Raw genomic sequence first — 15297 nt, 5'->3', positions numbered from 1 at the left:
TAATTACCAGGGATTAAACCACTAATGATAATGGTATCATTACCCTGAACAGTAACAGTAATGCCAGTAACAGGATTACCGCCCTCATCTAAAACAACAATACTTGCAGGATCAACACCGGTAGCATTCTCACCAGTAGCAACTAAAACAACAGTAGCATTATAAACAACAGTCTGATTCTCAGCCATAATAGTGGAATTAGCCTTCAAGACACGAACACCAGTAACATTGTTAGCAGTGCTATAGAAAGCCTCATCAGAAACTGTGTTGTTATACTTAACTGTATAATTACCAGGGATTAAACCACTAATAGTAATGTTAAATCCGTTAACTGTAACAGTAATTCCAGTAACAGGATTACCACTAGCATCTAAAACAACAACACTTGCAGGATCAACACCAGTAGCATTCTCACCAGTAGCATTTAAAACAACATCACTATCATAGGTAACAGTGACATTATCAGCCATAATGGTTGAATTAGCTTTAGGAACCTCAAATGTAGTGTCTTTTTGAATTTCAGTGTAATATTTGTCTTCATAATGAATGGCTACAGCTTTGTATTTGCCCGGAGTGACTCTGGTTTTTGTATAGTTAATATCCCCATAAATATTGGTTGAAGCTGTGATATTTTCAACAGCGCCGGTTTCAATATTCTGAAGACTTACGGTAATATTTATTCCTGCTTCACGGGAATCTGTATAAACAAGAGCACCATCATTACTTTCATCAGCGGAAGCCACTGGACTAACTTCAGAACTGCCTGTGTTCATTTTTCCATCAGCACCCCAATAGGTAACATCAGTGAATTTAACATCTGAAGGAGCTTTGGAATAGATAGCATTCAATATGTTATCTAAGCCTTTAAACACTGTGTGAATTGTTATATCGAAACCGTCCACATCTACTTCTACAGCAAGTGAATCTGAATGAGCCTGGTTTTCCAATAATTCAGTGCTTGAAATGCCTAAAGATCCGGAAGTGTGATAAATGGCACTTCCTGAAGTTGCATTATTGCCAGTGAAATTGGAATCGGCAATTGACTGATTATCGGCACCACCATAATAGATTGCACCACCATATTTAGCAAGGTTATCAATAAAGTCCACATTCTCAATAGAACTGTTAGTAGCTAAAATAGAGCCAGCAGTAGTTGCACCATAATAGATTGCTCCACCACCTTGATAAGGGGTTGTTCCATTAGCAGTGTTTTTAGAGAATGATGAATTGGTAATTGACTGATTATTAGTGCCCATATAACTAATTGCACCACCAGAATTCTTAGCAGAATTCTCAGTAAAGACAGTATTTATAATAGCACTATCGCTTGTTTTACTACCAGTCGGATATCCATAATGGATTGCACCACCAGAATTCTTAGCTTGGTTGTTAGAGAAAGATGAATCAGTGATTGTCTGATTAATAGCTCTAGCATAGTAGACTGCACCACCATAAGTACCTGAATTCTCAGTGAAGTTCACATTCTCAATACGATTATTGCTTGATGAACCTGTAGAACTAGATGCGCCATAATAGATTGCTCCACCACCATTAAGATTAGTTCCGTTAGCAGTGTTTTTGGTGAAAGATGAATCTTCAATTACGTGATCATTAGCACTATTATAATAGATTGCACCACCAGAATTCTTAGCGGAATTCTCAGTGAAGTTAGCATTCATAATATGGCCTCCTTTAGCACTATTATAATAGATTGCACCACCATAACCCCTAGCAGAATTCTCATCAAATGAGGTGTTTACAATACTAGTATCGCTAGCAGCGCAATATATTGCTCCACCACCATTAGATGTTGCATTAGCTGCATTTTTAGAGAAATCTGAACCAGTAATAGTCTGATTTTTGGAACCTGAACCGTAATACAGAATTGCACCACCAGAACCCTTAGCGGAATTCTCATCAAAAGTAGAATCCATAATACGGCCATTAGGACTTGCCCAATAAATTGCTCCACCACCATAACTAGAACCAGACATATTAGCAGTATTTTTAGAGAAGGATGAATCATTGACTAACTGATTTTTATTACCAGTTCCGTAATAACAGATTGCACCACCTACAGCTTTAGCAGAATTCTCAGTGAAGTTCACATTCTCAATAATGCCATTGCTAGATGAACTATAAAAAATTGCTCCACCACCCTCTTTGTAAGTGGTTCCATTAGCAGTGTTTTTAGAGAATGATGAATCAACAATTACCTGATTGTTAGTGCTAGAACCATAGAATGCACCACCAGAAGATTGAGCAGAATTCTCAACAAAGTTTGCATTCGCAAAACGGCTATCAGATGAAGAAGCAGAATAAATTGCTCCACCATACTTGCTTGCAGAATTCTCAGTGAAGTTCACATCCTCAATTATGGCATTGCCAGATGAAGAATAAGAAATTGCTCCACCCTGCTCAGCTGTATTCTCAATAAAGTTTGCATTTGTAATATTGCTGTGAGTACTGCCGTGAGAAATTTTGGAATTTTTAGCAAAACTAATTGCACCACCAGAACTCTTAGCATAGTTCTCAGTGAAGTTTACATTCTCAATAACAGCGTTTTTGGTACTTTCATATACTATTGCACCACCAGAACCACCAGTACTTGCATTAGCAACGTTATTAGCGAAAGATGAATCAGTGATTGATTGAGTGCCTGCACCGTTGTAATTGTAAATTGCACCACCAGAACCCATAGCAGAATTCTCAGTGAAATTAGAGTTCTCAATAACGGAATCAGTAGCAGAGTTATAATAAATTGCCCCACCACAGTTATTACTGTCTAAAACATTAACAACATTATTGGAGAAAGATGAATCAACAATTGAATGATTTTGAGCGTAACTCCAGGTTTTATCACCTTGGTAGTAAATAGCACCACCAGCGAAAGCAGAGTTCTCAGTAAAGTTACAATTCTCAACTCTACCATTATTACTCATCCAATAAATTGCTCCACCACCTTGTGCTGTTGAAAGGGAAGCTGAATTAGCGGATTTATTAGCAGCATTATTGGAGAAAGATGAACCAGTGATTATCTGATTATCAGAACCAGGTTTATAGTAGATAGCTCCAGCCATATTAGCTGAATTTTCAGTAAAGTTACAATTTTCAACCTTACCATCACTACCCATCCAATAAATTGCTCCACCACCATAACCGAAAACTCCGGATTGTTGATTACTATCAAATCCGTCGGCAGTGTTTTTAATGAAAGATGAATCGGTAATTGTATGATTTTTACTATTTTTATCGAAAAGAATCGCACCACCAGAAGCGTTGACGGAATTCTCTTCGAATTTAGTATTCACAATACGTCCATTGCTTGATGATGAATAGAAGATTGCACCACCACCAACATTCGAATTACCATATCCATAAACTGTATTTCCATAGAAATAGGAATCAGTGATTAACTGAGTATCTACACCAGTGAAATAGATTGCACCACCTGAACTTTGAAACGGAGCTTTATTTCCAGTGAAGTTAGTTTTCTCAATTGTAGCATTATCACCCGCCCAATAAATGGCTCCACCATGAGCACTAACATGTTCGTTAGGTTTAACCGCACAATTATTTTCAAATTTTGAATTTGTGAGTTTACCGTCATCGCCAGCCCAATAGAGAGCACCACCATTAATACCTTCATTATCTTTGAAAATACAATTGTCGATAATAGAACCGACACTTCCGCCTTTTAAAATGACGGGGCTTTTATAATTGTCAGATACGCCAGTACAATTACCATTTATGAATGTAATGTTATTCAAAATGATTTTTGAGTTAGTGACCAATATTGCGCCAAGATGGTTAGCGTCAAGTGTATATCCATTACCATTTATTGTAATCTCATAAGGAATTACAAGAGTGCCGTTGTTTTCAGTTAAGATGTAGTTGTGAGCTAAATCTATAGTACCGCCAGCACCTGCAGTGTCAATCAAACCTTGCAATTCTGAGAATGGATGTTCATCAGCTGTTAAAGTATCATCTGTATTTGTCGCTGTTAATAATTCTTCCTGATTGTTTATGTTTACATTGTTTTCAATATCGCATACAGATAAATCAATATTTTCACTTGTTAAATTGACATCGCCAGCATCGGCGGCTGCAATCGCCTGAACGGAAAACAGCACCATGATGATGAATGAAACCAACAAGATCTTAGATTTCAATTTATCCATAATTTTTCCTCTCACGAAATTCATCGAACTTATCGTTCAATGAATACATATAAATTTCAACTATCTCATTTAGTATTCCAAATACTAAAATCATACAACATGTTGTACTATCAAGTATAAATTAATAACAATATAAAGTTTTCTAAAAAATAGTTGATATAATGACAACCATTATTTAATTAATATAGGAAACTTCTAAACAAAACAGAAATTTCGAATGAAATAATAAATTCTATCAAAAATACAAGAAATTAATTAAACAAATTTCCTCTTTATAAAAAATATATTATATCACCCATATTTCAAAAATTAAAACAGGAAAAGTTCATTCAGTCATATGATTAATTTATAGAACATTGTTTAAAAAAAATTAACAAATGTTAGAAAAATTATAAAAAAGAAAAAAAATAATGAATTATTTAAGTAAATCTAAAATAATATATGCAATTTATAAAAAATAAAAAAAGTAATCTATTTGATTACTTTACTTTTGATGATTTCCACTCTTTTGAGAGGGTAGATTTTTTTAGCGTTGTGGTAAATTTCAGATGCTAACTTACCGTTGACAACGATTTTTACTAAATCATCAAATGATTTTTCAGCTGCAGTTTCTTTGATTAACTCTTCAATTACTTGTCTCATGTATTTTTGTTGGGAAGATTTTGCTCTTCTGATTGTTACTGCAAGCACTTGAAGTTTGATTCTGCGTCCGTCTTTGGTTTTAACTATAGCTGAAGCGTCGATTCTGGAAGTTCCTCTTCTGATCATGCTTCTTACATAGTCAGTAGTGGTTTTGTGGCCGGTGAATTTGGTGTTTGCAACATCACCTGCAACATTATCAATTTCAAATCTGAGTTTGATGTATTGTTTAGAGAAGTCTCCGGTTAATTCTCTCATAGTAACTTCTACTCCTCTACCGATGAGAAGTTCTGGATCTCTTGCTGGAGTTTCCCCAATTTCTTTATCTTCAAAGTTTACTGGTGTTTTAATAGTATACCAGGATTTTTCTTTCCATGTATCACGTACTCTACGTCTTGCTTTTGCCTTTGCCATTATATCAACCGTTTTTGTTTATAAATAATATATGTAATAATCTAGCGTTACGCCATTAAAATTTTAAAAAATAGTCTAAAATACAGTATTTCCTATATAAACTACAAAACAAACTGTAAAAACGATTACAAGAAATAATTGTCCTATAATCAGTTATTCGACTATTGTGAGCTATACTCACCTTATTTAAAGAAAATATTTGTAATTAAGTTTTATTTTTTAAAACCCGCCCATAAAGGTTATCTATAATTATTTTATTCATGGTATATAAAGATTATTAAAAAAAGTATTTTTTTAAAAAAAAATTAAAATTTCAATGAAAAAATTTTAATCGAAAGACATTCATGAGAAATACAAAAAATGAATATGAAACGGAATTGAGAAGAATTACCCCACCTAATGCCTTTGATTAAAAGAATCAAATAGATTTATTAAAAATATATTGTAAACTAATTTTTCATGAAATTGTAATGATCAATGTACCTTTTAAGGACATCACTGATTGGACCTTCATCCTCAACCAATTTAATACCAGCATCTTCAGCCTTAATTTTAGATTTGAATCCATATTGAACAGAAATCAATACATCACAGTCTTCACATGCCTTTATGACTTTACCGCCCTGATGTTTGGCATCCTCTGCAATTTCGACATCCCTTCTTTCAACAAAATTCACATCTTCATCATAATCATACACATATACAGACTTTCCCCTTCCAAGGTGCAAATCAACATTCACACCATCGGATGAAACTACCGCCAAACGCATATTAAATCTTCCCCCATTTTAATCGAAAAACGATGCCACAATCATGAAACCTAAACTTCAGCACCATCCAATGCATGCATGCATCTACAATCCTGTGAATCATCGACGTTTTTTATGAAATTATATATCAATTCAAGTAGCTCAACTTCCTTTTTTGCAACCATTTCAAAAACTTCATCGATTGTCAGCTCGTTTTCAGAGATTCCTGAAGCGAAATTTGAAACAATGCATATGGAATTATAGCACATCTCCCTTTCTCGAGCCAAAGTGACTTCCGGAAGCCCTGTCATTCCAACAAGGTCTCCTCCGAGCATCTTAAACATTTTGATTTCTGCAGGAGTCTCGAATCTAGGCCCTTCAGTGCAGACATATGTTCCTCCCAAAATCACATCGCCAGATTCATCCAAAACATCCTTCAAATAAGGGCAATATGGTTCAGTCACATCAATGTGCACAACCTTGTCCTCAAAGAATGTTTTGACCCTGTTTTGTGAGAAATCTAAAAAATCGTCTGGAATGACAAATGAGCCCGGAGGCATATCCTCATTCATTGACCCGACTGAGTTTGTGGCTATTACCTTTGTAACGCCAACCTTCTTCAATGCATCAATGTTCGCTCTGAAATTGATCTTATGGGGGGGAATGCTGTGACCTTTAGCATGGCGAGGGATGAATGCCACTTTTTTTGAGAAAATATCCAAAATGGATACTTCAACATCCCCATAATCAGTTTTAACTAATTCAATTGCGCAGCTATCCGCTTTTTGAGTAATTTCATAAACTCCGCTGCCGCCGATTATGCCAATCATGAAATCTCATCCTTTGCAAACGGCTAATGGTTTTAATTTAGCAACCAATTTAGCAATTCCAGTACTGTCAGACACTCTGACTACACTGTCAACGTCCTTATAAGCGCCTGGAGCCTCTTCAGCAATTACATGTTTGCTGGTTGCCTTGATTTTAATGCCTTTGCTTTCCATTTCACCTGTGATTTCATCAGGATTATAATCCTTTTTAGCTTGAGATCTGGACAGGATTCTTCCTGCACCATGTGCAGTGGAACCAAATGTCTCGTCCATTGCTGTTTGAGTTCCATGCAATACGTATGATGCTGTTCCCATAGTTCCCGGAATTAACACAGGCTGTCCAACAGCTCTGTATTTTTCAGGAACTTCTTCCCTTCCAGGACCGAATGCGCGTGTAGCGCCTTTTCTGTGAACTAGAAGGTCTTCTTCACGATTATAAACTTTATGACTTTCCATTTTGACAATATTGTGGGCCACATCATAGACAATGTCCATTTCCATGTCTTTTGCAGATTTGCCCAGAACTTCTTCAAAGGTTTCACGAATCCAATGGGTCATCAACTGTCTATTTGCCCATGCATAATTTGCTGCTGCGCTCATTGCCTGAATATAATTTTGCGCTTCTTTTGAATCCAACGGAGCGCATGCAAGCTGCCTGTCATCGATTTGAATCTTATATTTTTTATAAGCCTTATCCATTTGCCTTAAATAATCTGAGCATACTTGGTGTCCGCAGCCTCTGGAACCTGAATGGACCATAATAACTATCATTCCTTTTTCAAGGCCAAATACTTTAGCTACCTCTTCATTGAAGATTTCATCGACTTCCTGAATTTCCAAAAAGTGATTTCCAGAACCAAGTGAACCCAATTGTGGAATTCCTCTTTTTTTAGCCTTGTCTGATACGATACTTGAATCCGCATCGACCATTCTTCCGTTTTCTTCCAAAACTTCCAAATCTTCAGGCCAGCCGTAGCCATTTTCAACTGCCCATTCAGCACCATAATCAAGAACCTTGTCTATTTCACCTTCATCGAGCCTGATTTTTCCTTTACTTCCAACACCGGAAGGAATATTTTTAAATAACTTTTCGGTGAGTTCATCAAGGTGCTCTTCGATGTCTGCCAAAGTCAAATTGGATTTTATCAATCTGACACCACAATTAATGTCAAAACCGACTCCTCCAGGTGAAACTATTCCGTTTCTCATGCTGAATGCTGCAACGCCTCCAATCGGAAATCCATACCCGAAATGGATGTCCGGCAAACCTATTGAGTATCTTTGAACACCCGGAAGGCAAGCCACATTGACAATCTGTTCAATAGCCCCCTCTTCCAATGCTTCAAAGCTTTCATCATCGATATATAATCTTCCGGAAGCCCTCATCTTCTTGTTGAAAGACCCTGGAATCTCATAAACGTTATCCCTAATTTTATTAATATTGTCTTTAATTGTCATAAAAATCACAGTTTATTATAATTTAATATTTAAGTTAATATTTAAATAATGTTTTGGTGAATAGCTTAAAGTATAAAAAGTGAAAGATTATTTTCTAAAAAGTGATGATACTCCTGCAATAAGCAAGAATAAAGAACTGATTACATTGATATGATCTGCACCGGCAATTACGAACATTGTTGCAATTATGAATCCGACGCCTGCCGCCTCACTGTTTTTCTGGACATAATAACTGGATATGAATCCTAAAATAGAAGCTAAAATAGCAACAAGACCTAAAAATGGAGTATGGACATGACCCATGCTTTCAAGAAATATTAAGAATGAACCTGAAAACATGCCTATAATTGATCCGATTATCCCCATAATCATTTCAAATTTTCTGGATACAGTTCTAGTTCTTTTCATAATTATATATATTAATGTTATATTATAAATAAATTACAAATCGACAATCGCCTGAAGTTCAAAAGGTCTAGAATCTTTTACATCCATCATGTGAAATGTTATTGCCTTGATTTCGGTTTTTCTCTCATGCTTATCCCAATCAATCGGCTCACCCATGATGGTTGCATTCAACGAGTATCCATCAGCCAACTTTTTAATCTCAACATCAAAATCCGAAAAAAGCATGAAATCGATTTCATGGTGAAAGAGCAGCTCTTCAAGATAATCATATAAAAGAGATACTTCGTCTTCTGAGGATATTTCAAATGATATGGAGTTAACTGCATCCACCTCATCAGTATTGGAAATGATATTGAACATAGCCAATCCTGCATTTTCAAAAGCTTCATCCAAATCATTACCATAAGCCTTAAATCCAATGTCAGCAGTTACGTCGAAATATTCAAATTTTTTCATGTTTTTGCCCCAAAAATATTACTTTTCAAATGCTCTCTATCTCTTTGTTTATATTAGTTTTTTAATAATAATAAGTATAGTGATTAAAATGTTAAGCAGTAAAGATACCTCATTAAAAGCAGATTTAAGAAAAAAAAGTTCAATAAGGGATGAGATTTTATACAGCAATTATGATGTTCAATCTTGCATGGTAATGCTTCTTGTAATAGCTGCATTACTTTTATCAGTTATTTCTGTTGTTGCCGCACAAACACCGAGCATAATTTAAGCTTGGATTTATTTTTTAAATAAAATACCAAACCCTTAGTGCCATACATTAGAACTGCAAGCATACCATGCAAGCATCTAATGTTAACAGAAACTAATTTCCCAGGAAAATTTAGATGGTATAATCATCGGGGTTAAAACGCAATATAATTTCACGAGAATTTCCCCTAACCCCTTTTCCTGTAAATTTAGTATCAATCAATCTTACAAACTCTAATTTTTCCAATGTTCTGTTAAAAGAAGAATAGCTGGAATCTGTTTTTTCTTTAAATACCTCTGATAATTCTCCAGCAGTATAAATTCCATCATAATCTGCAATTATTCTTAAAAGGGATTTCTCCAAATCAGTTAATGAATCGATTGTTTGGGAAATGTTAATTGAAACTAGAGAGTCAACTGCCTTGTCGAAATGTTCCTGAGTGATTTCACGGCTCGCATCGGCTTCTGCAATATTGCCGCATGATTTTAAGAGATTGATGCCTACTCTCAAATCGCCGTTTTCATATGTATGCATCGCAACCTGCTCTAAGATGTCATCACTTAAAACATTTGGGAAAAATCCGGCTTTTGCCCTGTCTCTTAGGATATCTTCAATTTCTGAGTATGAATAAAGCGGGAAATGTATCTCTTGAGGAATGAAGACAGTATTTACATTCTTATCGAAGGCATATTTGAATTCCAAATCTGAAAGAATGGCAAAAATAGCTGTTTTAACACCAGGGTATTCTTCATATGCCCTTAACATGTCATAAAATATCTTATTTGCATTTTTACTTTGGAATAGATAATTTACATCGTCCAATGCGATGATTAATGATTTTTCATTTTTTTGAAGGTCCTTCATGATTTGGTCATAAATCCTTGAAAACGGAACCCCTGTTTCAGGAGGAATGTGCCCGAACATCTTTTTGTAGATTTGTGAAAATATTCCAAAACGGGTTGTATGGATTTGACAGTTGATATAAACGCATACTACTCTTTCCGTGTTCCTTTCAACAAGTTCAAAAACCTTCCTTATTGCTGTTGTTTTTCCTGTTGCCGGTGACCCCAAAACAATTGCGTTTGACGGTTGACCCCCTCTCATGGCAGGTCTTATTGACATTGCCATCGCTTCCATTTGAGTATCCCTGAAATTATAGTTTGGAGGCATATAATCCGGATCAAAAGCGTTTATGTTTTGAAAAAGACTTTCATCATACATTAAGATATCTTCGATTCCCATATTATCTACTTTATTTAATCTATTATAAATCAATTATTATTTACACAAATTAATAATAGTTACATCCTCATTATCAATAATCCATTGAGTGAACAATTCCGCATACTTCAGCTTTTTCTTTTTGAAGTCATCGGCTTCCGCCAAATCTGTTTCGATGTTAGGTCTTGAATATCTGGTCACGATGTCTCCGAAATCCATTCCCGCCAATGTCATTTCACTTGCTCCAAGCGCTACAGCCAAAAACATTGCCCTGTCACCATCTGTAAAGCCTCCGAAGTTGTAGAGATTGCCGACAGGTTGTGCCTGTGTAGTTCCAAGCACATTGTTGAAAAATGAAGTCAATGAAGCAATTTTATCAATGTTGTCTCCATGAGCATGAATTACTATATTCGCTCCCCTGATATTGGCCAGGAGGATATCATCGATGTTTCCATCCAAATCTGTAGCCACAATATCTGGAGACAGCCTTTCTTCAATTAAAGCAGTTGTTGCTCCGTCCGCTGCAACCAAAACATAATCCCTTAAATCATAATTTTCTTTTAAATGGATAATATGCTCCTTTAGTGACGGACCTGCGCCAAATACAATAAATTTGTCTGAAAAACCAACAATCTGACTTAAATCATCCAATGTAAGGCAGCCTTCAGTGGACAATATTTCATCCAATAATTTCGCTGACTCCTCATCTCCGCTTCTTGAAAATCCAAAATCATCAAGTATTTCCTTATAATATTTTTCCCAAAGTCCAAATTCCATATTCAAACCTCACTGATTAGAAACTTTATCATTTAATTTATTAATAATTTTTTATTGAATTGAGTATTACATCTTTTTTAAATCAACATTCTGTCCAGTTAACCTATAATTCAGGCTATGGATTAATTTAACTACATATCCTATGAATACAGCGCCGATTATTGTTCCGATTCCCACACTTCCGAAGTTTCCAAGAAATATGTAGCTCAAAATTAAGGAAGATAAAACAACAGTGACGTCAAAGCATATTTTTATTTTCGGAAATGGATTGTTGGTTACAATTGCAATGGCCTGTATTGCGCCTTCAACAGAAACCGGAACGATATTTGTCGGAACATAGAAAAATATCCCTAAAGCTATTAGAAATACTGAAATGAAACTCATCAAAAAGGCAACCATCAAATTATCTGCAGGAGGAACAAAAGCCATGAGGGATATTGAAAAACTTGTGAAAGCCCCAAAAATAAGGCTTACAAAGACCTGAAGGAAATGCTTCCTTTTAAAATCACCCCTTAAAAGCACCAATTCCAGACATACCAGAAATATTTGAAACATCAATGTAGTGATTCCCAAATCTATACCCAATATCAGATTTAATGAATAAGGAACTGAAGCTACCGGCGTTGAGCCAAGACCTGATTTGATTGAAAAGGCAACCCCTAAAGTAATTAAAAATAGGCCAAAAATATAATTGAATACGCGTTTAAAAGTTACTTTTTCGCCACTAAACTCCATAATTAATAATATTCTATTATTTTCTATATAAACCCCCATCAAAATCAACTTTCCGTTCAAATCGGAAAAATATTTGCCGACGACAATCTATAAAAAGTAGTAAAATAAATATTAATATAGGTTTAGAAATGCTAAATCTTTTTATTATACGGAGGAAATTTAATGAACGATATTTTATTAATGCTTCCTGGACCGACAACAGTACACCCAAGAGTACTCAATGCAATGTCTAAAGCTGTTGTGAACCACAGAGGCGCTAAATATGGTGAAATTTTAACTGAAACTACTGAATTAATGAGTAAAGTTTTCCAAACCCCTAATAATTCTTATTTATTAACTGGATCTGGAACTGCAGCTATGGAAGCAGGTATTGCAAATACAGTTGCACCTGGAGAAAAAATGTTAAATGTAGTAGGCGGAAAATTCGGCGAACGTTTCATGAAAATAGCTCAAACTCATGGAATCGATACAAAAGAATTAGCAGTTGAATGGGGAACTGCAGTTACCCCTGAAGCTGTCGCTGAAGCATTAGATGAAGATGAAGACATTAAGGCTGTCAGTGTAATCCACAATGAAACTTCCACTGGTGTAGCTGCACCTATTGAAGAGATTGGTAAAGTAATGAAAAACTATGACGCACTATACATCGTAGATACTGTATCCTCCCTCGGAGGAGACGAAGTGAACGTGGAAAAATTCGGAATTGACGTTTGTCTTACCGGATCTCAAAAATGTTTAGCAGCACCTCCAGGAATGGCAGCTATTACCTTAAGCGATGAAGCATGGGCTGCAGTTGAAAAAGTAGAAACCAATACATTCTATCTAGACTTAAAAGCAGCAAGAAAAAGCGGTGACAAAATGCCTCCTGAAACTCCATACACCCCATCCGTATCATTAACCTATGCCATGAACGAAGCATTGAAAATGGTTATGGAAGAAGGACTTGACGCAAGAGTTGCACGCCACCACAAAGCTGCAAAAGCTAGTGTAGAAGCAGTCAAAGCTTTAGGATTAGAATTATTTGCAGATGAAGCTGTTTCATCAGCTACAGTTACTGCAGTCAAAATGCCTGAAGGAATTACCGATGCTGAATTCAGAGGAACCACCCGTGACAAATACGGCGTAGAATTGGCTGGAGGGCAAGACCACTTGAAAGGAAACATTTTCAGAATCGGCCACATGGGAAACATTTCCTACAAGGAACTGACCCAAACCTTTGCCGCTATCGGAATGACCTTAAAAGGTTTAGGTGTAATTGACGATGCCGGCGCTGGTGTGGCATCCATTGCAGAATCATACTTATGATTCTCTTTTTTTATTTTTTTAATGAGTTTTGAAAAATTCGATATACCCCTTGATGTCTTTTTTTATCATTTTCGGATATTTCACTACGTCTCTTCCGAGCAATTTCAGGGATCTCTTAAGGCCAATTCTGGAATATTTACTTAAATCCCGTCTCATGTATCTGAGATATTTTCTTGAATCCCTTTTAAGGAAATAGCTGAGCCGTTTTGCATTCAGCTTCCATATGCGATAACGTTTCGGCAGAGAATAGACCCCTATTTTCCTCAATGAAAAGCGTATCAGAGCCAATATGCCAAATCTTTCGTAAAGCCCCTCTTCAATAGTATACATGCAGGAATTGCAGTATCCGCAAGGTTTGCCCCTTATAGGATTATGGCAAAACCAGGTTTTTGAAATCACTTCTTTCAGACCATAATCATTATATTCCTTTCTAATCTGTTTTTTGGTATAGTCAACCAAAGGGAAGTGATAATTTTTAAACAGTTCAATTAAATAGTCAGGGGATTTAGACTCGTCAAGGACATAATACTCGCCTATTGTCTCATCGTGGACTTTCCTTAAGGCACCATACTTCTTGATGACCCTTATTGCCTTGTCATCCTTATGTACGGACAGCTCCACTCCAGGATACCTCTTTGAAAAGGGGCCTAGATACCTGTACTGGCCTCCAAGATAATCATTTTCCAGGACTTTGCTTAACGCATCGGCAATTTCGCAATCCTTTTCCAATTCATCAAGAGTATGATATACCATAGGCAAAAATTTGGCTTTTGTTTCATTTAAACCTTTCAAATATTCGGTTATTTCCTTTATTGCATTCAATTCATACTCTTCTGACAATCTGCCGTCTGATAGATAATAAGGCTCTATTTCCACATCCATTCTGGATAATTGTGTAACCCTAAAAGTAGAATCAAATCCGCCAGTCCACAGTACATTTACCTTTTTCATTAAAAAATCTCCAAAAAGATTTTGTAATTTCAGACATAAATAATATCCACTCTTAAGATCATTATAAGTTATAACACAAAAAATATAAAAAATATATTACTTATAACTTAAAAATTTTTACACTTGAAATTCACCTCTCACTTCAAAGTTACAAGTTATCACAAAAATTTTTACACTTGAAATATACCTCTTTGTTAAAAGTTAGAAGAAATAAGTGAAAAGTTACAGTTGAAATGAAACCAAATTTCAAAAATTAGAAGTTATAAGAAAAAAGTTACACTTGAAACATACCCCTCGATTTTGAAATTAAGGATTATAAGTGAAAAGTTACACTTGAAACATACGTTATTATAACAAAAAAAGTAATACTTTTTGTGTTTACTTGCGCGGGAAAATAAGTCAAAATGATGAAAAAATCAACATTACAATATCAAATCAAATTTTAAAAGTAGATTACTAAAAATATTTTAAATATTAAATACAAATATCATACATATAACATAGGATGTGAAACCATGGTAAAAAATATCAAAACAACAGTTGAAGAACTGCAAAAATTAATCAATGTTGACAATGTCATAGGTGAACCAATTGAAACTGAAGACAAGATCCTTATTCCAGTTGTAAAAATGGGATTCGGATTTGGAGGCGGACAAAACATACTTGGCAAAGAAGGTGGAGACGCAGCCGGTGCAGGTGCGGGAGTAGAACCTGTATCAATGGTATTGATTCCTAAAAAAGGAAATGATGCTGAAGGAGTTCGCGTACTTGACTTAAGCAAAGGTGGAGAAGCCAACAAAGCATTATCAGATTTAGGTTTAATTGTCTCTGATTTAGTGAAAAAATACATGGGATCCCAAAAAGATGATGATTTTGATGAATCAGAATACATTGAACCGGAATTTACAACAACTGATGAAGAATAGGAA

14 protein-coding genes are annotated in these 15297 nt (G+C 35.5%); 3 read left to right on the top strand and 11 right to left on the bottom strand.

Annotation, left to right across the window (positions count from 1 at the left end; all coding sequences use genetic code 11):
• The 7 genes from Q0W25_RS04495 to Q0W25_RS04465 all read right to left on the bottom strand — a co-directional run.
• Positions 1-4181, bottom strand: a 4181-nt coding sequence (locus Q0W25_RS04495; RefSeq protein ID WP_298519425.1) for a right-handed parallel beta-helix repeat-containing protein, incomplete at its 3' end; no start/stop codon positions are given.
• Between the two features lie 471 nt (positions 4182-4652).
• Positions 4653-5234: a 30S ribosomal protein S3ae gene (locus Q0W25_RS04490; protein WP_298519422.1), complete on the bottom strand. Its 582-nt coding sequence runs from the start codon at positions 5232-5234 to the stop codon at positions 4653-4655.
• Positions 5235-5683: 449 nt separating this feature from the next.
• Complete coding sequence (locus tag Q0W25_RS04485) at positions 5684-6004, bottom strand: NifB/NifX family molybdenum-iron cluster-binding protein (protein WP_298519419.1); 321 nt, start codon at positions 6002-6004, stop codon at positions 5684-5686.
• A gap of 50 nt (positions 6005-6054) precedes the next feature.
• Positions 6055-6813 (bottom strand): S-methyl-5'-thioadenosine phosphorylase, encoded by a 759-nt coding sequence (gene mtnP / locus Q0W25_RS04480; protein WP_298519416.1) that lies wholly within the window; start codon positions 6811-6813, stop codon positions 6055-6057.
• A gap of 6 nt (positions 6814-6819) precedes the next feature.
• On the bottom strand, positions 6820-8268 hold the full coding sequence (locus tag Q0W25_RS04475) for an RtcB family protein (protein ID WP_298519413.1): 1449 nt from the start codon (positions 8266-8268) through the stop codon (positions 6820-6822).
• A gap of 87 nt (positions 8269-8355) precedes the next feature.
• Positions 8356-8676 (bottom strand): hypothetical protein, encoded by a 321-nt coding sequence (locus tag Q0W25_RS04470; protein ID WP_297828123.1) that lies wholly within the window; start codon positions 8674-8676, stop codon positions 8356-8358.
• Positions 8677-8709: 33 nt separating this feature from the next.
• Positions 8710-9132: an archease gene (locus tag Q0W25_RS04465; RefSeq protein WP_297828126.1), complete on the bottom strand. Its 423-nt coding sequence runs from the start codon at positions 9130-9132 to the stop codon at positions 8710-8712.
• Positions 9133-9220: 88 nt separating this feature from the next.
• On the opposite strand from Q0W25_RS04465, the gene Q0W25_RS04460 reads away from it, so the two are divergent.
• On the top strand, positions 9221-9400 hold the full coding sequence (locus Q0W25_RS04460; protein WP_297828127.1) for a hypothetical protein: 180 nt from the start codon (positions 9221-9223) through the stop codon (positions 9398-9400).
• 111 nt (positions 9401-9511) lie between these two features.
• On the opposite strand, the gene Q0W25_RS04455 is transcribed toward Q0W25_RS04460, so the two are convergent.
• The 3 genes from Q0W25_RS04455 to Q0W25_RS04445 all read right to left on the bottom strand — a co-directional run bounded on the left by Q0W25_RS04455 (position 9512) and on the right by Q0W25_RS04445 (position 12112).
• On the bottom strand, positions 9512-10621 hold the full coding sequence (locus Q0W25_RS04455) for an ORC1-type DNA replication protein (RefSeq protein ID WP_298519410.1): 1110 nt from the start codon (positions 10619-10621) through the stop codon (positions 9512-9514).
• Positions 10622-10657: 36 nt separating this feature from the next.
• Positions 10658-11377, bottom strand: coding sequence for a 6-hydroxymethylpterin diphosphokinase MptE-like protein (locus Q0W25_RS04450; protein WP_298519407.1), 720 nt, complete (start codon positions 11375-11377; stop codon positions 10658-10660).
• 66 nt (positions 11378-11443) lie between these two features.
• Positions 11444-12112 carry a YitT family protein gene (locus tag Q0W25_RS04445; protein ID WP_298519404.1) on the bottom strand — a complete coding sequence of 223 codons (669 nt, stop codon included), beginning with the start codon at positions 12110-12112 and terminating at the stop codon, positions 11444-11446.
• Between the two features lie 162 nt (positions 12113-12274).
• On the opposite strand from Q0W25_RS04445, the gene Q0W25_RS04440 reads away from it, so the two are divergent.
• Positions 12275-13417: an alanine--glyoxylate aminotransferase family protein gene (locus Q0W25_RS04440; protein WP_298519402.1), complete on the top strand. Its 1143-nt coding sequence runs from the start codon at positions 12275-12277 to the stop codon at positions 13415-13417.
• Positions 13418-13435: 18 nt separating this feature from the next.
• Here Q0W25_RS04440 and Q0W25_RS04435 read toward each other — a convergent pair whose 3' ends face one another.
• Complete coding sequence (locus tag Q0W25_RS04435) at positions 13436-14368, bottom strand: 7-cyano-7-deazaguanine synthase (protein ID WP_298519399.1); 933 nt, start codon at positions 14366-14368, stop codon at positions 13436-13438.
• Positions 14369-14883: 515 nt separating this feature from the next.
• Between Q0W25_RS04435 and Q0W25_RS04430 the strand changes: the two genes are divergently transcribed.
• Complete coding sequence (locus Q0W25_RS04430; protein ID WP_297828583.1) at positions 14884-15294, top strand: GerW family sporulation protein; 411 nt, start codon at positions 14884-14886, stop codon at positions 15292-15294.
• The last annotated feature ends 3 nt before the right edge of the window (positions 15295-15297 follow it).

This window comes from uncultured Methanobrevibacter sp., from assembly GCF_947166415.1.
Taxonomy (GTDB): Archaea; Methanobacteriota; Methanobacteria; order Methanobacteriales; family Methanobacteriaceae; genus Methanocatella.
Note: the sequence above shows the minus strand (reverse complement) of the source record. Positions and strands in the feature narration are given on the sequence as shown.

Coding starts and splice junctions, on each gene's coding strand:
- Q0W25_RS04490 (WP_298519422.1), bottom strand. CDS start 5,234: ATGGCAAAGGCAAAAGCAAGACGTAGAGTACGTGATACATGGAAAGAA.
- Q0W25_RS04485 (WP_298519419.1), bottom strand. CDS start 6,004: ATGCGTTTGGCGGTAGTTTCATCCGATGGTGTGAATGTTGATTTGCAC.
- mtnP (WP_298519416.1), bottom strand. CDS start 6,813: ATGATTGGCATAATCGGCGGCAGCGGAGTTTATGAAATTACTCAAAAA.
- Q0W25_RS04475 (WP_298519413.1), bottom strand. CDS start 8,268: ATGACAATTAAAGACAATATTAATAAAATTAGGGATAACGTTTATGAG.
- Q0W25_RS04470 (WP_297828123.1), bottom strand. CDS start 8,676: ATGAAAAGAACTAGAACTGTATCCAGAAAATTTGAAATGATTATGGGG.
- Q0W25_RS04465 (WP_297828126.1), bottom strand. CDS start 9,132: ATGAAAAAATTTGAATATTTCGACGTAACTGCTGACATTGGATTTAAG.
- Q0W25_RS04460 (WP_297828127.1), top strand. CDS start 9,221: ATGTTAAGCAGTAAAGATACCTCATTAAAAGCAGATTTAAGAAAAAAA.
- Q0W25_RS04455 (WP_298519410.1), bottom strand. CDS start 10,621: ATGGGAATCGAAGATATCTTAATGTATGATGAAAGTCTTTTTCAAAAC.
- Q0W25_RS04450 (WP_298519407.1), bottom strand. CDS start 11,377: ATGGAATTTGGACTTTGGGAAAAATATTATAAGGAAATACTTGATGAT.
- Q0W25_RS04445 (WP_298519404.1), bottom strand. CDS start 12,112: ATGGAGTTTAGTGGCGAAAAAGTAACTTTTAAACGCGTATTCAATTAT.
- Q0W25_RS04440 (WP_298519402.1), top strand. CDS start 12,275: ATGAACGATATTTTATTAATGCTTCCTGGACCGACAACAGTACACCCA.
- Q0W25_RS04435 (WP_298519399.1), bottom strand. CDS start 14,368: ATGAAAAAGGTAAATGTACTGTGGACTGGCGGATTTGATTCTACTTTT.
- Q0W25_RS04430 (WP_297828583.1), top strand. CDS start 14,884: ATGGTAAAAAATATCAAAACAACAGTTGAAGAACTGCAAAAATTAATC.